We start from the raw sequence: 20,734 nt of genomic DNA, 5'->3' as shown, positions 1-20,734 counted from the left end.
TATGAAAGTCTCAAAAAACACGATTATCATTTTAGCCTTAGGTATTGGTTTAACCGCTTGCAAAAATGATGCTAATAAAGATGAAACCGAAATGAATACTAACACTTTATTACAAGCCTGGGACGGCCCATACCAAGGCGTACCAGCTTTCGACCAGATGAAGGTTGAAGAACTTGAAGAAGCTATGGACAAAGCCATAGAAATGCATCTAAATGAAATAGAAGAAATTGCACAAAATCCCGAGCCTGCTAACTTCGAAAATACCATTTCAGCCATGGAGCGCTCAGGTAAAGCCATAGATCGTGTTTATACCTATTATGGCATTTGGAGCAGTAATAAATCCACTCCTGAATTTAGAGCAATACAAGAAAAACTGTCACCTAAAATCTCTGATTATTCCTCAAAAATCAACCAAAACAAAGCTTTGTTCGAACGTATAAAAAGCGTTTACGATAGTAGTCAAAAAAAACCATTAAAACCACAACAGCAACGCGTGGTCAACTTGATTTATAAAAATTTTGAAATGCGTGGTGCTAACCTAAATGAAGCGGACAAAAAGCGCTATGCCGCTATCAATAAAGAATTAGCAAAACTATACACGCAATTTTCTAACAATGTGTTACATGACGAAGAAAACTATGTTACTTATTTAGACAGCACTCAATTAGACGGCCTACCAAAATCATTTGTCAGTGCTGCAAAAAAAGCAGCAGAAGAACGTGATCAACCAGATTTATACGCCGTTACGAACACACGTTCATCTATGGATCCTTTTTTAACTTATTCAACAAATCGCAAATTACGTCAACAAGTTTGGGAAAATTATTACTCTAGAGGTGATAATAAAGACGAATATGACAATAATGATTTGGTAAAAAAAATACTGCTTTTGCGTGATGAAAGAGTTGAACTACTTGGGTATGAAAACTATGCTGAATGGCGTTTACAAGACCGCATGGCAAAAAATCCTGAAAATGCAATGGGTTTATTGATGGATGTTTGGCCAGCTGCTATTGCCCGAGTTGAAGAAGAAGTTGCTGATATGCAAGAAGTTGCTGAAAGTGAAAGTAAAAACATTAACATAAAGCCTTGGGATTACCGATTTTACGCTGAAAAAGTACGTCAAAAAAAATATAATTTAGATTCTGATGAAGTTAAGCAGTATTTAGTACTCGAAAACCTTACAGATGCTATATTTTATGTAGCCGGTCGTTTATTCGATTTTAAATTTGAAGAAATTACAGATGGCAGCGTACCAATATTTCATGAAGATGTTACAGTTTATGAAGTTACCAAATCATCAGATGGTAGTCATGTTGGTTTATTTTATCTAGATCCTTATGCTAGAAAGGGTAAACGCTCAGGTGCATGGGCAACAACTTATCGCTCCTACACCTCATTTGATGGCCAAACTAATGTATTAGCTTCAAATAATTCAAATTTTGTTGAAGCCAAAGAAGGTGAGCCGATTTTAGTGTCTTGGGATGATGCTGAAACTTTTTTCCATGAATTTGGTCATGCCTTACACTTTTTAAGTTCAAACGTCAAATACCCAACCTTAAATGGTGGTGTTCGTGATTACACAGAATTCCAATCTCAACTTCTTGAACGTTGGTTATCTACAGATGAAGTGATTAATCAATTTTTAAAACACTACAAAACTGGCAAACCAATGCCGAAAGACTTAGTTGCTAAAATTAAAAAAGCCTCAACCTTTAACCAAGGTTTTGCCTCAACAGAGTTTTTAGCGTCTGCAATTATGGATATGAAATACCATACTACCGATCCTAAAAGCATCAACCCACGCGAATTTGAAAAAGAAACACTTAAAGCTATTGGCATGCCCGATGAAATTGTCATGCGCCATCGAACGCCACATTTTGGGCATGTATTTTCAGGTGAAGGCTATGCCACAGGTTATTATGGCTACTTGTGGGCAGATGTCTTAACCTCAGATGCTGCTGAAGCTTTTGCTGAAGCCGATGGCGGATTTTATGATACTGCGCTTTCAGAAAAACTAGTCAAATATTTATTTGAACCACGCAATGCCATAGACCCAGTTGAAGCCTTTAAGAAATTTAGAGGTCGTGATGCAAAGATTGATGCACTGATGCGTGATCGTGGTTTCCCTATGCCAGATTCTAATTAAAAATTGAAGCCAAGCTGATGTTAAAACATCAGCTTATTTTTTTGATATGTTAAGTATTTTAATTCCTTGTTATAATTATGATGTTACAGCTTTAGTTGAAGAACTTTTAAAGCAACTAGAAACACTTAATGATCAAGTTGAAATTATTGTTCTGGATGATGGAAAGCACTCTTACAACACAGTAAATAAAAAACTGAGTGATGATGAACAACTCACCTACTTACAAAACAAAACCAATCTAGGACGAACTAAGTCACGACAAACTTTAGCAGAAGCAGCTCAATTTGATAATTTACTTTTTTTAGATGCTGATGTTTTACCTGTTCAACCTCAATTCCTTCAGAAATATCTAGACAAGCTTAGCGAAGATTTTGGATTGATTTACGGCGGAAATTCTTATCAATATAAATTAATTGATAATTCTAAAAGACTTCATTATAAATTTGGAAAGCATCGAGAAGTGAGAAAACTTGAAGAACGCTTAAAAAATCCTTACTTGAATTTCACATCGCAAAACTTTATTATTAAAAAATCAGTTTTCTTTAGTTTAAACACTAACCAAACTAACAAATATGGGTACGACTTAGTATTTAGTTTTAAATTAAAGCAGCAAAAGATCAAAGTATTACAGATTGATAATCCAGTATTGCATTTAGGCTTAAATCATAATCAAGCATTTTTAGATAAAAGTCTTCAAGCGGTGACCAATTTAGTTGAATTTGAGCGTAAAGCAGAAATTTCAATGACACATACTAGGCTACAAAAAGCCTATAAAACTTTAACCGATTATAAGTTAGCTAAGTTTTTTAATACAATAATTGATATTATCAAACCCATTTTAGAGCGAAATTTAAAATCTTCAAAGCCTAAGCTAATAGCTTTAGATTTAATGAAATTACAGCATTACATTTCTTTACGTTCTAAAGATTTATAAAGTGTAACAGCTCTATAACAAGCCTTGAATGTTTGTGGAATCTCAAGAGGTTGAATATACTCATTCCTTACCAAATAAAGCAAAAACTTAAAAAGCCATAGAAATACAAAATTACCATATATTCTATACTTTAAAACGGTTTTAGTGGTGATGTAATTTAATTCATGTTGTTTTTGTCCGGTACTTTGTTCTGGATGTTTCAAGATTATTTTATTAATAAAATACCAACGCAGTTTTTCTGATAAAATTTCATTTAAAAAAACTTCATCTTCTCCACTTTCAAAAACAGCACCCAAGCCAAATTGCTGATCAAATTTTAATTGGTTTGACTTAATTAGATTGGTATTTAATAGCATTTCAACTGATGAGGCTTTAATTTTTTTTGGTGCTCTACGAAACAAACACGAAGTCTTAGGATATTTTTTAGCAAGTTGATTTTCAAAATTTAGCATTTGAAACGAAAATAAAGCGACATTTTGGTAAGTGTTAATCGTTTCAACATAATTTATTAAACAATCTGGTTCATAAATCACATCATCATCAGCAATAACAGCAAAGTTTGTCTTACAATTTTCTAAAGCGAGGTTTCTGCTTTTACTTAAACCAAATTCAGTTGAATTTATAATACAATGTTTAGAGCAAGGCGACTTTAACTCTTGAGTTTTACTTTGATTAATAATCACCAAGTTTAAGTCTCGCCAGTCATGGTGAGGAAACATTGAGTCTAAAAAATCTAATTTAGACCTGTTCATGGTTGAAATTAAAAACGATATGTCATTTGCCGTATAATTCAATTTTTAAATGCTTTGTCATAATGAATTGATTTGCCAACAACACGCCCATCATCTGGTTGAAATGATTTAGAAAACAAACTCTTTTTAGCATTATAAGCATCAAATTTTAAATGTGATAAATCAACAAAAGAATGAATAAAGTCGCGCGTGACATAAGGTCGGTGAGGCATTAAATCTAGTTTACTTAATTGCTTATATTGGCTAGATTGCCATAAAAAGAAAGGAATTTCAAACATTGAAGCCGTGGCTTTATAGCCATCATTATGACCTATAAAATTTTCGTCTTTGTAAACTTCGTCGCCATGGTCTGAAAAATATAATACATAACTCATAGCATCTTTAGCTTTAACTTTTGTTATAATCTCATTCAATAAATAATCGACATAAACCACCGAGTTATGATAGGCATTTATTTTCTGAAAAGCTTCGGTTGATGGAAATTTAGTTTCAGGCTGATTGGTGAAAATTTCAAAATTTGGTGGGTAACGCTTTTTATATTCGTTATGTGTGGCTAACAAGTTTATAACAATAAATTTTTTTTCAGCAGCGTCGTTTAAGGCTTTTTCAAAATAAGGTAATAAAACTTCATCTAGCGGTGTTTTACTTCCCCATTTTGCGGTATTGGTGTAAACAACTTCATCAGCTGCTAAAGAAATTTTTGTCAGTAAAGTTTCGTGTAAACCAACTGGACGCTGGTTAGATAACCAAAAGGTTTTAAAACCAGCTTGATTCATAAGCTGTAATATAGAAATATCTTGTGATGCTTTTAAATGATTTAAGGTTAAGCTTTCTCTTAAAGCTTCAATAGTATGAGTTTGTGAACTAATAACATTGTCATAGATATTTAATTCAGCTGAAATTTGACTTAATTTTGGTGTCGTATTTCTACTGTTACCATAAATACCTAAGGCCGATCGTGTAGTTGATTCACCAATAACTAAAACATAAGTTTGTGCCTTATTATCTATTCTTGAGCTAACTTGGTAATCTGGCGATTTAGATTGACTAATTTGTAAATCCTGAAATTTTTGACTTTCAACATAATATTTAGCAACACTTCTGGTTGTGATGTAGGTGAAATTTGGCACGATGTATCCAGTAAACTTCAGTATTAATAGAATCACTAGAGAAAACAATAAACTAAGCCATTTATGATTTGAAAAGAATGAAGCTTTTTTTAAAATACCGAATTTTTTATATAAAAAACTTAAGGCTGCAATTAAAACAACAACAATTAATAAGTTATAGCTTACATAGGTGTTGATAAACTCTTGCGCTTCAGCTTGGTTGGTTTCTAAGAAAATATAAATTGCAGAAGCACTAAAAAAGGTATGAAAACCGGCATAAAAAAGGCTTTCTAAAACTATAAAGCTTAAATGTAAAACATAAATTGCTATTAACCAGAATGACTTCAACCTGTTCTTAAATACCTCAACGATTAAAAACAACAAAACACCAATGCTGAAATTTTCTACTAGATTTTGAATCAAGTACGCATCAAATTCATAATAAACCAACTCTATTGAATTAATTAATAGTGCTGGAAGCGTCCAAAAAATAAGTGGTTTAATTAAATTCATGTCGACTTGTTAGCGATTAAAGCATTTTTAAATATAGCTAGAATTATTAAAAAATAAACCGCGTAAGTGATGGCGTGACCAATAACAGCCGATTTTAAACCAAAACGATTTATTAAGATGTAAGTTGAAAAATATAAACCAAATGCCAGTAAAATATCGGTGATGATGTAATGCCATATCATTTTTTTAGCATGAAACTGAGCGACTAATACCAAAGCCAAAACCCGAAATAAATCACCTACTTCTTGCCATAAAAACAGTTGAGTTGTCGGCAAAAATTCATTGGTAAGAACAATTTTCACAATATAATTTTTTAAAAAGAAAACAAGAATTAATCCACCAATAAAAAATGGCATAAATTGTTTATAAAACTGAAATACAATTTGTCTAAAATCACTAGCTGTTTTAGAATTAGCCAGTTTTGGTAAAATTATTAAATTAATAAGTGAAATGGCAAATGTGATGTAAAGTGTAGAAATTCTGAACATGGCTTCCCAATAACCAGAAGATTTTAAACTTAACTCTTCACTAAGTAGATTTCTAATACTTAGATAGGTTAATGGGAAAATTAAGGTTGAAATTATGGTCATCAAGGCATAATCTCTAAATCCTAATACATAAAGCTTTTTAATCTTTGAAAATTGAAATTTATGAAAAACGAGATTTGATTTGTAAACCACATAAAAACTGTAAACTCCAAGTAAACAAGGAACAATTGCAACACTCAATAAAGCACCTTTGAGACCATATAAATAAATACAAATGACAAAAAACAGCAAATTAAACACATGCCCGAAAATGTTGATTTGAACAACTTTATTGAATTTTTGATAAGCTTTTAGAATAGATTGTAAGTGAATATTAAGCACGTAAAGTGGCAAAACAAAAGCTAAAATTCTAATTAAGTCGCTATGGTCTTGTTGGATAAATATTAGATTGTTAATATTACTAGCAAAAACAAAGCATACTAGCATTATGAGTAAGCAAATTATACAACTTACATAAAATAAAGTTGACTGAAATGCGCTTGTTTCTTCTGATGAATTTTGTGAATCGGCAGCGTACTTAATAACGCCATTATGAATACTACCTGTGCTTATTTTTTGAATTAGCTCGGTTGCATTTCGCCAATTTCCTAATAAGCTAATCCCTGTTGAACCAAAAACAATAGCGGTTAATTTAGAGGTGATAAAGGCTGAAATTAACTTTAATATTAGTGAAGCCGAGTTAGCTGAACCAACTTTAAGTAATTCTGAACGATTAAAAAACGACTGAAGCTTCTTCAAAAGTTAGTGTTTTATAAGACTAAGATAGCTAATTTCACCAGAGTTAGATTCAACACAAACGTAGTAAACTCCTTTTGATTGTGATTTCAGGCGTAATTGTTTACTTTTAAAAATGAAATCAACAGCTTGTCCATAAGCATTATAAACAGATTTAATTTTGTGTCTTACTGGCAAATTAACGTGTACAAATTCTGAAAAAGGATTAGGATAAGCTTTAACTTGATTTACCGTAGAAGTATCAACCAAAAGTTGAGTACAATCTCTTGGCAATGATGCAGAAGAGTTGAAGTTTCCATTATTAATGTACCAATGCTCCCAAGTTGACCAATTAGAGGTTTGCCAATCATTTAGGTCAAATTGATAAGTTCCTGTAGGTGTTGCTGGAATTTTAATAACATCTATCGCAGACTGATTAATACTCCAAGTGATAGGCTCATTTTGTTCAATAGTTTCAGCTGGCGATAGTTCACAATTGGTTTGTACAAAATAAGCGTAATCTTCAAATTCAGGATAATCACCGTAAACCTTAGCCATAGCATTTTGATCTATACAAATGGCCGTAAACTCTTCAGCGGCAATTCCTTTAACTGATGTATTAGGATTAGTCATTAATAAGCGAGCTATAAAGACCGATAAGCGACCTTTACGGTCAGGATTATCAAAATGCGTATCTGTAATTGTTTCCTCTAATAGGGGTACATTTAAAAAATCACTTTCACCTAAGCTAATGTTAGGATGAAATGGGTTAAATAATGCCTCAAAAGATGTAACTGTACCATTAGTTGCAGAGAAATAATAATCACTTAAAATTGCCATTCCTGCACTTGTACCACCTATAGCAGCTTGTTTAATATTTATATGATGATTAAGTGCTACGTTGATGGCATTAGATTTAAAAAAATTAATGTAATCAGACTGATCGCCACCAGCAAACCAAATGGCTTCAGCTTGGTTAATTCTATTAATAACATAATCTTCTTGCGAGGCTTGACTGCTTGTAATTACCAAAGTCTCAACTGAATTTAAAGTGACACCTAACTGATTATAAAAATAAGGATTATAAGCATCACTACCACTTGTGCGTAAAACTAAAACATCACCTCCATTAGCCAAGTTTAGAAACCATTGCATGGCATTATCATTTTCAGCACCACCACCCATTAGGCAAACGCCAAAAGTTGGTGTTACATCTAAACTTTCAGGATTTCCAGTACGATAAGACTCATAACTTTGAGAAAAACAGCCTAAACTAATTACTAATAATAATGTTAAAACAAGAAAACGCATTAGCTTTTATTTTCTAGTAAAGGTACAAATCTAAATTCACCAAAAGTTTCTTTTTCAAATGCCGTTGCTGAAGTTCTGGTTAATCGGTTCATAATTTGAGGATCTTCACCAACAGGAATCACAAGCCTACCGCCTACTTTTAGCTGGGCTAGTAAAGGTTTTGGAATAAAAGGCGCACCAGCTGTTACAATTATTTGATCAAAGGGTGCATAATTTGGTAAACCCTTATAACCATCGCCAAAACTAATATACTTAGGTCGGTAACCTAACTGTGCTAAAAATTTACTTGTTTTTTTGTATAACTCTTGTTGACGCTCGATGGTATAAACTTTAGCACCCAATTCGCACAAAACAGCTGTTTGATAACCACTTCCTGTGCCAATTTCTAAAACTTTTTGATTTGGTTTAATATTTAATAATTCTGACTGAAACGCAACAGTATAGGGCTGCGAAATGGTTTGTCCAGCAGCAATTGGGAAAGCTTTGTCTTGATAAGCATGGTCTTCAAAACTACTATCCATAAACAAATGTCGTGGGATCACATTTATGGCTTCAAGTACATTTTTATTGGTTATTCCTTTTTCTTCTAATAGCTTTACGAGCTGTTTTCGCTTTCCTTGTTGCCTAAAATTATCTTTCACTAGATTGTATTAAGTGTTTGGTAAAAATAGAAAAGAATCTGCAATCATAAAATTAATTTAAGGCATTCCTAAGGTTTAAAAACATTTACAAAAATGATTTATAAAGATGATTAATGAAGGTCTAACATGATTTTAATTAAAGCCTTCTTAAAATGCGCTATTCGGTGTTCATAAGAACAAGAAATCTCAAAAGAAATGCTATTTTTGTCATAAAACTTAGTTTATGTTAAAGGTTGGTGTGCTCGGTTCTGGGCATTTAGGAAAAATTCATTTACGATTATTAAAGGCTTCAAAAAAATATAAATTGGTTGGTTTTTTTGATCCTGATAAAGAAACTGCTGAAAACGTATCTAAAGAATTTGGATATAAAAATTTTAAATCATTTAATAACTTAATTCATGAAGTTGATGTAATTGATATTGTGACACCAACTTTAGCTCATTTTGATGTGGCTAAACAATGTATTGAAGCTGGTAAACATATTTTTATCGAGAAACCAATCACAAATACAGTAGCTGAAGCTGAACAACTCATCGATTTAGCGAAAAAACATCAAGTTAAAGGTCAAGTTGGCCATGTAGAACGCTTTAATCCGGCTTTTAGAGCTGCTCTACCAAGCTTTAATAATCCTATGTTCATTGAAACACACCGTTTAGCTGAGTTTAATCCAAGAGGAACTGATGTACCTGTTGTTTTAGATTTAATGATACACGATATTGATGCCATTTTAAGCGTTGTTAAATCACCTGTTAAGCATATTAATGCCAGCGGAGTTTCGGTAATTTCTGATACACCAGACATTGCAAACGCCAGAATTCAATTTGAAAACGGCTGCGTTGCAAACTTAACAGCCAGTCGCATTTCACTTAAAAATATGCGCAAATCACGCTTCTTTCAAAAGGATGCTTATGTCTCGGTAGATTTTTTAGAGAAAAAGACAGAAGTTGTTCGCATGAAAGATGCACCAAAGCAACCTGGAGATTTCGATATGATTTTGCAAAATGCCGAAGGTGTAAAAAAACAAATCTATTTTGAAAACCCAGAAATCGATGAAAATAATGCTATTCTAGATGAACTTGAAACCTTTGCAGATGCTATTAATAACAATACAACACCTATTGTTAGTCTTGAACAAGGCACTGAAGCGCTAAGAGTAGCTAAACAAATTATAAACGCATTTGATAATTAATCTTAAAACACAATACATATGAAAAACATAGCTGTTATTGGCGCCGGTTCTATGGGAAACGGCATTGCACACACATTTGCACAATTTGGATATAAAGTTAGTTTAATAGATGTTTCTCAAGAAAATCTAGATAAAGGTCTTGCAACCATTACAAAAAATTTAGACCGAATGCTTTCAAAAGAGAAAATCAGCGAAAGTGATAAAAATGAAACATTAGCCAACATTACGCTTTATACAGATCTTGCCAAAGGTGCAGAATATGCCGGATTAGTAGTTGAAGCTGCCACTGAAAACGAATCAATCAAACTTGATTTATTTAAGCAACTAGATGAAATTTGCCCAGATGATACCATTTTAGCTACCAATACAAGTTCAATTCCGATTACAAAAATTGCTGCAGTTACAAAAAGACCAAAACAAGTCATTGGAATGCATTTTATGAATCCAGTACCAATTATGAAATTAGTTGAAATTATTCGTGGTTATAATACCAGTGATGAAACTAATCAAACCATAGTTGAAATAGCAAAAAAACTTAAAAAAGTTCCAACTGAAGTTAACGATTATCCAGGTTTTGTTGCCAACCGCATTTTAATGCCAATGCTAAATGAAGCCGTTGAAACTTTATATAACAATGTTGCAGGTGTAAAAGAAATTGACACCGTAATGAAACTCGGTATGGCACACCCAATGGGACCACTTCAATTAGCTGATTTTATTGGACTTGATGTTTGTCTTTCAATATTAGAGGTCATGTATGATGGCTTTAAAAATCCAAAATACGCACCTTGCCCATTACTCATTAACATGGTGAGAGCTGGAAAACTAGGCGTAAAATCTGGCGAAGGCTTTTATGATTATAGCACATCTAAAAAAGCTGAAGTTGTATCTAGTCAATTTAATTAAATGCCTGTTTTTAAACCTTTTAAAGCTTCAAGACCAACGCGAGATAAAGTTGGTTTAATTGCCTCACGTACGTATGAAACCTATTCTAAAGCCGAACGTGAGGCAAGATTAGACCATAATCCTTTCTCGTTCTTACACATCGTAAACCCTGGCTATAAATATCACAAAGAGATTTCAGGGCCACAACGCTTTAATTTGGTAAAAAATAGATATGAAGAATTTAAAGAAGACGGAAATTTTATAAAAGATAAAAAACCGCTTTTTTACTTACATAAAATTGTTTATAGGCATCAAACCGAATTTATTGGTATTGTTGGCGCAGCTTCAGTTGAAGATTATGAACAAGGCGTTATTAAAAAACACGAAGATACTATTTCAGAAAAGGTAAATGTTTTTAAAGATTACCTTAAAACTGTACGCTTCAATGCTGACCCTGTTTTACTGACTTATCAAAAAAATGAGGTCATTGAGCAAATTTCACAGAAATTAATGGAACAACGAGCGGAATATGAATTTACAACAACTTCAAGAGAAACGCATTATTTATGGTTAATTTCAAATGAGGATGATATCAATTCAATTCAGAAAGCTTGTCAACAAACCGATTGCTTTTATATTGCCGATGGGCACCACAGAAGCAGTTCTTCAATTGCGTTAAAGCAAGATCTTGAAAAGGCCAACTCAAAACATACAGGAAACGAAGCTTATAATTACTTTATGAGCTATTTAATTCCTGAAGATCAACTTAAAATATTTGAATTTAACCGTTTAGTTTCATCACTAAATAATCTTGACCCCGAAAGTTTTTTAATTGCTTTAGATGAATATTATAAAATTGAAAATCGCGGGCAAGATTATTTTAAACCTTCAACTAAACATGAATTTAGCATGTATCTTGAAGGTGAATTCTATTCTTTAATTCTTAGAAAAAAGGCGTATGAATTTACAGATGCGCTTTCCGAATTGGATGCACAGGTTTTATATAAAACAATATTGAGTCCAATTTTAGGTATAAAAGACTTAAGAAATGATAAGCGTATTGCTTACGTACAAGGCCAAAAAGATATGGCTTATGTTAAGGGCGCAGTTGACCAAGGCGACTATGCAGTTGGGTTTGGTATGTACCCAACTTCAGTTAGCGAAATTAAAACCATTGCAGATGAAGGTTTGGTTATGCCACCAAAAACAACTTATATCGATCCAAAATTAAGAAGTGGTATTTGTATTTACGAATTTTAAAAAAATAAGTTATGGCTTCAATTCAACAAAACATCAAATCCTTTCAAGATGAACTTGGCACAGAAGTTTGCCTTGTTGCCGTTTCTAAAACGAAACCAGAAAGTGATTTATTAGAAGCATACAATGCTGGACAACGTGTATTTGGCGAAAATAAAATTCAGGAAATGACCCAAAAACAAGAGTCGCTTCCAAAAGATATTAAATGGCACATGATAGGTCATGTACAAACTAATAAGGTAAAATACATGGCAAGCTATGTAGACTTAGTTCATGCGGTTCATAAACTCAAACTATTAAAAGAATTGAATAAACGTGCTAAAGAACACGATCGTGTTATTGACTGTTTATTACAAATTAAAATAGCCGAAGAAGATACAAAGTACGGCATGTCTAAAGATCAAGCCATTGAATTGCTTGAAAGTGACACTTATAAAAATATGGCTAATGTAAATGTAAAAGGGCTCATGGGAATGGCTACATTTACTGATGACGAAGCTCAAATTAATCGTGAATTTAAATTTTTAAAAGCCCTTTATGATGAGCTAAAGCCTGTTCACAGTTTTGACATTTTATCAATGGGAATGAGTGGCGACTATCAAATTGCGCTTAAACACGGTACAAATATGGTGAGAGTCGGAAGTTCAATTTTTGGTGAACGTAATTATAATTAGAATTTGTACGCAATTTTAGACATAGAATCTACTGGTGGTAAATACAACGAAGAAGGTATTACTGAAATTGCTATCTACAAACATGATGGACATGAAATTGTCGATCAATTTATAAGCCTTGTTAATCCTGAACGTAAAATTCAATCCTTTGTGGTTGGCCTCACTGGCATTAATAATGAAATGTTACGAAATGCGCCTAAATTCTACGAGATTGCCAAACGTATTATTGAAATAACTGAAGATTGCGTTATCGTAGCGCATAATGCTAAATTTGATTTTAGAATGCTTCAGCTAGAGTTTGATCGGCTAGGCTATCAATTTGATCGTAAAACTTTGTGCACTATACAACTTGCTGAGTTACTTTTGCCCAATTTAAAATCTTATAGTTTAGGAAAATTAGTCAAAACCTTAGGCATACCAATTACTAATAGACATCGTGCAAGTGGTGATGCTTTGGCTACTGTAAAACTTTTTGAACTCTTACTAGAAAAAGACCAAAACAAAACAATAGTTTCATCTTTAATAAATACGCATAAAAAAACACAAAAATCTAAAAAACTAATTAAGCTTAGCGAAAACTTACCCAACAAAACAGGTGTTTATTATTTTTATAATGATGAAGGAGAAATTATTTATATTGGTAAAAGTAAAAACATAAAAAAAAGAGTTCAACAACACTTTACAAACCAAAGTCCTAAATCTCGTAAAATTCAGCAGGAAGTCACTTCAATCTCATTTGACTTAACAGGTAATGAACTCGTTGCGTTACTTAAAGAAAATCACAACATAAAAAGTCTTAAACCAAAATACAATAAAGCACTAAAAAAAGATATTTTCAATTACGGGCTTTATCAATTTATCGATCACAAAGCCTACATTAATTTTAGTATACATAAGTCAACTAAACAAAAAGACTTAATCACCACTTTTGTAAACCTTAGACAAGCTAAGAATTTTATGGCTAGCCAAATTGAAAAGTTTCAATTATGCCCTAAATTATCTGGACTTGAACAAACAAATGGTGCATGTTTTAATTATGGTATTAAAACATGCGAAGGTGCTTGCATCGAAAAGATTTCACCTAAAGATTATAACAGAAATGCTATAGATTTTATTAAGAAATTTAGTTTAGGCAAAGAAAATTTTATCATCATTGATCGTGGTAAAAATCCCAATGAAAAATCAATAATTGTTATTAAAAAAGGGGAATTAATGGGTTATGCATTCACTCAACTTAACTACCAAAAATCATTTAAAATACTAAAAGAACTACTTACACCTTTAAAAAGCGATCGAGATGCCAAGCATATTTTACAAGTTTATTTACGAAAAAAAAGTAAGCATGTAAAAATAGAACCTTTAGAATAGTAAAGAAATGCATTGGAGAGAGAAGTTACACGAAATAATTTATGAAGCAGACACGCCAAAAGGTAAGGCTTTTGACGTAATCTTACTCATTGTAATAAGTCTGAGTATTTTATTTGTAATGTTAGACAGTGTTCAGGCTATTTACGATGAATATCATTACTTCTTCTACATCGCTGAATGGGTAATTACCATTATATTTTCAATAGAATATATTTTAAGGATTATTAGCATCAAAAAACCTTTTAGATATATTTTTAGTTTTTATGGTATTGTTGATTTACTATCCACATTACCTTTATACTTAACTTTCTTTTTTTCGACGAGTTATGCTTTAATGACATTAAGAGCTCTACGGCTATTGAGAATTTTTAGAATTCTGAAGATAACAAGATACATAGGTGCTAGCAATAACTTGGCAACTGCACTTAAAAGGAGTCTTCCTAAAATTATGATTTTTATCTATGCTGTTATTATTATATCGTTTATTACAGGAACATTAATGTATTTAATTGAAGGTCCTGAACATGGCTTTACTTCTATTCCTGTAAGTATTTACTGGACAATTGTAACCTTAACCACCGTTGGTTTTGGTGATATACATCCTGTAACACCACTTGGGCAATTTATTGCAACTTTAATTATGATTTTAGGTTATGGCGTCATTGCAGTTCCTACAGGAATTGTTAGTTCTGAATATGCTACTCAGAGTAAGCAACAATCAAAAAATACACAGTCTTGTTATAACTGTGGAGAAAAAGAACATAAAGACTCTGCAAAATTCTGTCAAACTTGCGGATATTCGTTAAACAAAACACCAACGGATTAATGTCAAAGTCGAAATATCTTATTTCTATTGTTGGCCCAACAGGAATAGGCAAAACTAAACTGGCTATTGAAATTGCAAAGGCCTATAAAACTGAGATCATTTCTTCAGATTCACGCCAATTTTATAAAGAATTAAAGATTGGGACTGCTGTTCCTTCAGCAGAAGAATTAGAAGAAGTTAAGCATCATTTTATTCAACATATATCAGTTAAAACAGCTTATAGCGTTGGTGATTTTGAAAAAGATGCTATTGAAGTTTTAAATGAGTTATTTAAAACAAATGATGTGGTTGTTATGGTTGGTGGCAGCGGACTATTCGAAAAAGTTGTAAATGAAGGTTTAGATAAATTTCCTGAAGTTGAAGCAAATATAAAATCAAATCTAGAACATGAACTGAATGAATATGGGCTTGAGAGACTTCAACTAGAACTGAAGACTAAAGACCCTGATTATTATACTCAAGTAGATATTCAAAATACGCAGCGTGTTGTCAGGGCTTTGAGTGTGATTCGTTCTTCTGGTCAAGCTTTTTCTAATTATTTAGCCAAAAATACAAATAAACGTGAATTTAATTCAATTTTAATTGGCTTGACGGCAAGCCGAGAAATTATTTATAACCGGATAAATTTACGCGTTGACCAAATGATTGAAAATGGATTGCTAACCGAGGCAAAGTCTGTTTATCAATACAAAAATTTTAATAGCCTGAATACAGTTGCTTACAAAGAATTGTTTGAATATTTTGAAGAAAAGATTGACTTAGATGAAGCCATTAGATTAATTAAACGAAACACAAGACGATTTGCAAAACGCCAGTTAACATGGTATAGAAAAGATAATCGCGTTAAATGGTTTGATTATCAATGTAATAAAGCTACAGTTTTGAGTTTTATTGAAGATAAAATTCAAGGTGAATAAAAATCACCTTGAATTTTAGAACCCAGAAACTGAAAATTAGTTAATTAAGCGTTCTTACCATCTTCACCTTTAACCACTAATCTAAAGCCTTCACCGTGAATATTTAAAATTTCTACCGTGTCATCTTTTTTCATATATTTTCTTAATTTGGCAATGTAAACATCCATACTTCTAGACGTGAAGTAATTGTCATCTCTCCAAATTTTGGTCAATGCTAATTCTCTCGGCATTAAATCATTTTCATGTAAAGCTAACAAACGTAAAAGTTCGTTTTCTTTAGGTGACAGTTTAATAGGCTCTTCTTCTTTATAAGTTAAAAACCTAAGCTTTGAATTTAAGTGAAAGTTTCCTATTTTAAATTCAAATTGTTTACTATCAGCAATACTATCTGTTGCTTTACGTTGCATGATTGCCTTAATTTTCATCAATAGAACCTCGCTATCAAATGGTTTATTTAAATAATCATCAGCACCAACTTTGTAACCTTTTAAAACATCATCTTTCATGGCTTTGGCCGTTAAGAAAATAATAGGTACATCTTCATTTTTACTTCTGATTTCTTTAGCTAAAGTAAAGCCATCTTTGTAAGGCATCATAACATCTAAAATGCATAAATCAAAGTTTCCTTTTTTGAATTTTTCAAAGCCTTCCATACCGTTTTTAGCATGAGTGACTTCGTATTCGTTCATGGTTAAATAATCTTTTAAGACAATTCCAAAGTTTGGATCATCTTCTACTAATAGAATTTTTTTGTTTTCAGTTTCCATAATTTTAAGATATTAAAGGTAATTTAATTGTAAATGTGCTTCCTTGCCCCTTTTCGCTGTATACAGATATTTCACCTTGATGGTCTTCAACAATTTGTTTAACATAAGCTAAACCAAGTCCGTGACCTTTTACATTGTGAATATCTCCTGTATGTTCGCGATAGAACTTTTGGAAGATTTTTTTCTGGGTTGATTTACTCATACCTGAACCCTGATCTTTGATACTTAAAACAACAAAATGTTTAACCACTTCGGTATAAATATCAATTTTTGGTGATTTTGGTGAGTATTTTATAGCATTATCTAACATGTTTACAATAACATTAGTTAGGTGTGTTTCGTTTGCTAAGATTGTATATTGACTAGCTTCTAAATGTGATTTAATATAACCTTCTCTATTTTCAACAATTAAATCGACATGGTTGATTGCTTTATGAATTAATTCGTGTAGAGATTGCTTTTCTTTTTTAATGTCTAACTCATTTTTTTCAAGTTTAGAAATACGCAATACATTTTCAACCTGGGCATGCATGCGCTTATTCTCTTCACGAATCATATTCATATACCTTGAAATAGCATCTGGATTCTCTGCAATTTTTGGGTTTTTGACCGAATCTAAAGCTAAATTGATGGTTGCAATTGGCGTTTTAAATTCGTGCGTCATATTATTGATGAAATCAGATTTAATTTGAGAAATCTGACGTTGCTTAAATAATTGACTTATAGCTGTAGAGAATGCTAAAACAATCACTAAAGTAAATAGAATAGAAAGTATTCCCATTAAGGCGATTGAAGATAGAATCTGCTGGTTTTTATCTTCAAAATTTACAAATAATTGATAATCAGAAGCTTTATCTTTATAACCAAACACTGGTATACCGTAGGTTGAAGGAGAATTAAGTTTGAAATCAGCTGAGCGTACTTTTGTATTTAAACCGTTGCTAAAAATCCCAAATTCATAATCAGATTTAATGTCCCATTTAGAAATATTCTCATCAATTAATGTTCTAATTTCTGTCGTATCAACACGTTTATGGATTGGCAATTCGGCGGCCATTTCTTTAACTACATCAATTAATAAATATTTTTCAGCATCAACAATTCTGTTAATACGTTGGTAACGCTCTTCAGCTGAAAGACCTAAGCTATTCGGATCTAAATTATCTTCTCGTGAAATTTTTGTGGCAAGCTTTTTTGAAGTTATTTTTTTAAAAAAAATGGAATCGTTTTGGTCTGATAAGAATTGAGAAGATATTTTATATTCTTCTTCAACTAAGCTATTTGAATAAACAAAATATTCACTTGAGTAGTCTTCTTTTTTAACTTGAAATAATTCACTGAGTTGTTTTCTAAAAGGTTTTGTAGAATCGGCTACACTCGCTAATTCAAAATAATACTTGTCAATTTCATTAGACTCTAAATCTTTTACAACATTAATAAGCATTTGCTTTGCTGCAATTGAAAATTGTTCTTCATTACTTTGAACTGTGTTTTTAATCCAATAGCCTTGAACAAAAATAATCCCGATAAGGGATAAGCTCATTAAAACAATTAGAAACTTAAAAAGCCGTGTATTCATGCAACAAAATTAGGATTTTAACATTTGTGCATCTTTGCGTTTAACCAAATGTTAACAAGCTAATTTAACGGCTAAATTTATAAATCTTTTAAAATTTTATCAATTTCTTGAACACGTGAAATTGTTTTTTCTAAATCTATGTTAGTTATGATAAAATCGGCTAAATGAGATTTTTTATCATCAGGCCATTGTTTACTCATACGCTGTAAGACTTGTGATTCGGTTACACCATCGCGAGCCATCACTCTGTTAATTTTAATTTGTTTTGGTGCGGTAACTAAAATAGTCTTATCGAAAAAATCTTGCCTATTATGTTCAAAAATGATAGCAGCTTCGTAAATAACGTAACTTGAAGATTGCAGCTTAAGCCAACTTTCAAACTCATGATGTACACGAGGATGAATAATTTCATTAAGTTGTTTAAGTTTTACCGAATCGTTAAAAACAATTGATGCCAAAGCCTGTCTATCAAGTTTGTTTTCTTTAAAAAGATGTTCTCCAAAAGTCTGCTTGATAAGGTTAATGACTTCTTTTTGATTATAAAGTGATTTAGCAACTTTATCTGCTATAAAAACAGGAACTTCTAATTCACTAAATAAATGAGCAACAGTGGTTTTTCCACTACCAATTCCACCAGTTAATCCTACTATTTTCATTCTTTTATCAAATAACTAATTTGCTTGGTTCGTAAACGCTCATATTTAATAAACTTAGGCGACTTCACTAATTTAGGAATTAAATAATTATCACTAATTTTTGCTCTACTATAATCGCATATCAATTTAAAGTTTTTAGCCGAAACCTGATTATATTTAGATAATGGGAGTTCAAAACTAACTTCAAGTTGTTTTGGATAAATACTAATGTTAGTGTCACTAGGTAGATTGATAACTTCAACTGGTAATGTAATTGTTTTTTCAGTAAACCGATCAACTAAAATAGTATAATTAATAACATTGGTGTTGACTTCATCATAGTCTAATTCAACTAAATTGAGATCAATTTGCGAAGAAATACTGTCTTTTATATTTCTATGGGTAATCGGATTAGTGAAAACTGAATCTATGGAACTTAAAGCATCTTCTCTGCCGTAAATTGTAATTTGAGACGGCGAGTACTGTATATCTTGAATAGTATCAAATCCGGGCTGAAATGTTAAGTCTAAATTTGGGAAAACTTCTATTTGCTTTGAAAACAATTTATAATAATCAAGTTTAAGAAGGTTATGCGCTTCTATTTGATTTTTATCAAGCTCTAGTTGGGTTGAAATTAAATTATTGAGACCTGATTCATCTATACTTATAAAATCATAAGATTTAGTAAACTCACTATAGTCAATATTAATTTCAGGATTGAAAAGATTTAAATACAATAAATTTAGTCCATTTGAAGTAATGTAAATTGAAAGTTTTTGTTCCTTCTCGATTTTATATTCTTTTGGTAAATTAATTATGCTGTAATTTAATTGAAGTTGAGTTGTATAAGTCTTTGAAAGTTGTAGAACAAACCAAATAGCTGCAGTAGAAATCAATATAAACACAAAGGCTTTATTATGATCTAATTTGGGAGTTAAACGTTTAAGTATCGGCGGTTTCATTTAAAAAACAAATTTGGATAAACCTTTTGTGGGTTTTGCTTTAGAATTAAAATTTTAAAATAACTTTTTGCAAAGGCAATTCCATAACCAAAAAACTGAACTAAAACAGCAAATATAGTCAACAGGGCAACATTAAAAGAGCGGTATTTAAACAAAGATGATAAAAAAACAAGCAAAAAGTAAATACCATATAAGACTAATAAACTTAAACTTAGTGGTATGAGCATAAAACTAATCAATAAGCCTAAACAGAATAAACTAGGAAAAAGAAAAGTAATTTTGTAACATTCGGGATGCCATTTCATTAAAATAGGCCTAACCCGACCAAATTTAGAAACTTGGCTGTAAAACTTATTCAAATCAATACGGCGTTTATGATAAACATAGGCCTCAGGAATAAAGCCTAAATTAAAGCCTAGATTTTTTAATCGAATTGATAAATCAGGATCTTCTCCAGGATGAATTTTACCAAAACCGCCTGAAGCTATAAAAGCCTTACGAGATATTCCCATGTTAAAACTTCGTGGTTCATAAGATGAGGTTTGGCTATGCTTGTTACCTCTAATGCCGCCTGTTGTTAAAAATGAAGTCATTGAAAAATCAATTGCTTTTTGTGTCGTTGAAAAGTCCTTATGGGATTGATCTGGGCCTCCATAACAATCAAAATGATGAGTGTTTAGAGCATCATCAACAGCTAATAAATAGTGTGGAGGCAAAATTACATCGCTATCAAGAATAATAAAGTAGTCAGCTTTTGAAATAGACATACCGTAATTTCTAGAATCACCTGGACCAGAATTAGGTTTAAAATGATAACTAATTTTTAACCGAGTAATAAACGCTTCAACAACCGACTTTGAAGTTAAGGTTGAACCATCTTCAATGATTAAAATTTCAAAATCAAACACGCCTTCAAGTTCTAAAAAACTCATTAATAGTTCTCTAATCTCTTGTGGCCGATTATAAACAGGTATTACAAACGTATAAGTTCTACTCATGCTACA

19 protein-coding genes are annotated in these 20,734 nt (G+C 31.8%); 9 read left to right on the top strand and 10 right to left on the bottom strand.

The annotated features are described in order from the left end of the window. Position 1 precedes the first annotated feature (1 nt). Positions 2 to 2,149, top strand: a complete 2,148-nt coding sequence (locus BUB82_RS07730) for a M3 family metallopeptidase (protein WP_073193041.1) — start codon at positions 2 to 4, stop codon at positions 2,147 to 2,149. A gap of 46 nt (positions 2,150 to 2,195) precedes the next feature. Further along, entirely contained in the window at positions 2,196 to 3,083 is an 888-nt protein-coding gene (locus tag BUB82_RS07725) for a glycosyltransferase family 2 protein (RefSeq protein ID WP_073193040.1), read from the top strand. On the opposite strand, the gene BUB82_RS07720 is transcribed toward BUB82_RS07725, so the two are convergent. From BUB82_RS07720 to BUB82_RS07700, 5 genes are read right to left on the bottom strand one after another with little or no spacing between them, the layout of a single operon-like run. Next, a complete protein-coding gene (locus BUB82_RS07720; RefSeq protein ID WP_143185664.1) occupies positions 3,053 to 3,835 on the bottom strand; it encodes a glycosyltransferase family A protein in 783 nt (260 codons plus the stop codon). The genes BUB82_RS07725 and BUB82_RS07720 overlap by 31 nt on opposite strands. Before the next feature lie 38 nt (positions 3,836 to 3,873). Then, positions 3,874 to 5,457: a sulfatase-like hydrolase/transferase gene (locus tag BUB82_RS07715; RefSeq protein WP_073193038.1), complete on the bottom strand. Its 1,584-nt coding sequence runs from the start codon at positions 5,455 to 5,457 to the stop codon at positions 3,874 to 3,876. Then, positions 5,454 to 6,743 (bottom strand): O-antigen translocase, encoded by a 1,290-nt coding sequence (locus BUB82_RS07710; protein WP_073193037.1) that lies wholly within the window; start codon positions 6,741 to 6,743, stop codon positions 5,454 to 5,456. Before BUB82_RS07710 ends, BUB82_RS07715 begins: the two co-directional genes overlap by 4 nt. Before the next feature lie 3 nt (positions 6,744 to 6,746). Beyond that, positions 6,747 to 8,030, bottom strand: a complete 1,284-nt coding sequence (locus BUB82_RS07705) for a T9SS type A sorting domain-containing protein (RefSeq protein WP_073193036.1) — start codon at positions 8,028 to 8,030, stop codon at positions 6,747 to 6,749. Continuing rightward, the gene (locus BUB82_RS07700) at positions 8,030 to 8,671 is read right to left on the bottom strand and encodes a protein-L-isoaspartate(D-aspartate) O-methyltransferase (protein ID WP_073193035.1); all 642 of its coding nucleotides are present in this window, start codon (positions 8,669 to 8,671) and stop codon (positions 8,030 to 8,032) included. Before BUB82_RS07700 ends, BUB82_RS07705 begins: the two co-directional genes overlap by 1 nt. A gap of 223 nt (positions 8,672 to 8,894) precedes the next feature. Here BUB82_RS07700 and BUB82_RS07695 point away from each other — a divergent pair, with 223 nt between their 5' ends. The 7 genes from BUB82_RS07695 to miaA are packed head-to-tail and all read left to right on the top strand — an operon-like array spanning position 8,895 to position 15,787. Further along, positions 8,895 to 9,860 (top strand): Gfo/Idh/MocA family protein, encoded by a 966-nt coding sequence (locus tag BUB82_RS07695; RefSeq protein ID WP_073193034.1) that lies wholly within the window; start codon positions 8,895 to 8,897, stop codon positions 9,858 to 9,860. A gap of 18 nt (positions 9,861 to 9,878) precedes the next feature. Further along, entirely contained in the window at positions 9,879 to 10,766 is an 888-nt protein-coding gene (locus BUB82_RS07690; RefSeq protein ID WP_073193033.1) for a 3-hydroxybutyryl-CoA dehydrogenase, read from the top strand. Next, complete coding sequence (locus BUB82_RS07685; protein WP_073193032.1) at positions 10,767 to 12,005, top strand: DUF1015 domain-containing protein; 1,239 nt, start codon at positions 10,767 to 10,769, stop codon at positions 12,003 to 12,005. It begins immediately after the preceding gene. An 11-nt stretch (positions 12,006 to 12,016) separates the two neighbouring features. Then, a complete protein-coding gene (locus tag BUB82_RS07680; RefSeq protein WP_073193031.1) occupies positions 12,017 to 12,676 on the top strand; it encodes a YggS family pyridoxal phosphate-dependent enzyme in 660 nt (219 codons plus the stop codon). A gap of 3 nt (positions 12,677 to 12,679) precedes the next feature. Next, complete coding sequence (locus tag BUB82_RS07675) at positions 12,680 to 14,044, top strand: exonuclease domain-containing protein (RefSeq protein WP_073193030.1); 1,365 nt, start codon at positions 12,680 to 12,682, stop codon at positions 14,042 to 14,044. A 7-nt stretch (positions 14,045 to 14,051) separates the two neighbouring features. After that, a complete protein-coding gene (locus BUB82_RS07670) occupies positions 14,052 to 14,870 on the top strand; it encodes an ion transporter (RefSeq protein ID WP_073193029.1) in 819 nt (272 codons plus the stop codon). Next, positions 14,870 to 15,787 carry a tRNA (adenosine(37)-N6)-dimethylallyltransferase MiaA gene (gene miaA, locus BUB82_RS07665; RefSeq protein ID WP_073193028.1) on the top strand — a complete coding sequence of 306 codons (918 nt, stop codon included), beginning with the start codon at positions 14,870 to 14,872 and terminating at the stop codon, positions 15,785 to 15,787. The genes BUB82_RS07670 and miaA overlap by 1 nt, the downstream gene beginning before the upstream one ends. A 44-nt stretch (positions 15,788 to 15,831) precedes the next feature. Here the strand turns inward: miaA and BUB82_RS07660 are convergent, their stop codons facing one another. From BUB82_RS07660 to BUB82_RS07640, 5 genes are all read right to left on the bottom strand, one after another. Beyond that, positions 15,832 to 16,554, bottom strand: coding sequence for a response regulator transcription factor (locus BUB82_RS07660; protein WP_073193027.1), 723 nt, complete (start codon positions 16,552 to 16,554; stop codon positions 15,832 to 15,834). Positions 16,555 to 16,558: 4 nt separating this feature from the next. After that, complete coding sequence (locus BUB82_RS07655) at positions 16,559 to 18,133, bottom strand: sensor histidine kinase (RefSeq protein ID WP_073193026.1); 1,575 nt, start codon at positions 18,131 to 18,133, stop codon at positions 16,559 to 16,561. 77 nt (positions 18,134 to 18,210) lie between these two features. Then, positions 18,211 to 18,789 carry a dephospho-CoA kinase gene (coaE, locus tag BUB82_RS07650; RefSeq protein ID WP_073193025.1) on the bottom strand — a complete coding sequence of 193 codons (579 nt, stop codon included), beginning with the start codon at positions 18,787 to 18,789 and terminating at the stop codon, positions 18,211 to 18,213. Then, positions 18,786 to 19,730, bottom strand: a complete 945-nt coding sequence (locus BUB82_RS07645; protein ID WP_073193024.1) for a CdaR family protein — start codon at positions 19,728 to 19,730, stop codon at positions 18,786 to 18,788. Before BUB82_RS07645 ends, coaE begins: the two co-directional genes overlap by 4 nt. Further along, positions 19,727 to 20,728 (bottom strand): glycosyltransferase family 2 protein, encoded by a 1,002-nt coding sequence (locus BUB82_RS07640; protein ID WP_073193023.1) that lies wholly within the window; start codon positions 20,726 to 20,728, stop codon positions 19,727 to 19,729. Before BUB82_RS07640 ends, BUB82_RS07645 begins: the two co-directional genes overlap by 4 nt. Between the last annotated feature and the right edge of the window lie 6 nt (positions 20,729 to 20,734).

The sequence above is a fragment of the Psychroflexus salarius genome (assembly GCF_900129035.1).
GTDB lineage: Bacteria > Bacteroidota > Bacteroidia > Flavobacteriales > Flavobacteriaceae > Psychroflexus > Psychroflexus salarius.
This window is presented reverse-complemented; position numbering and strand designations above follow the sequence as displayed.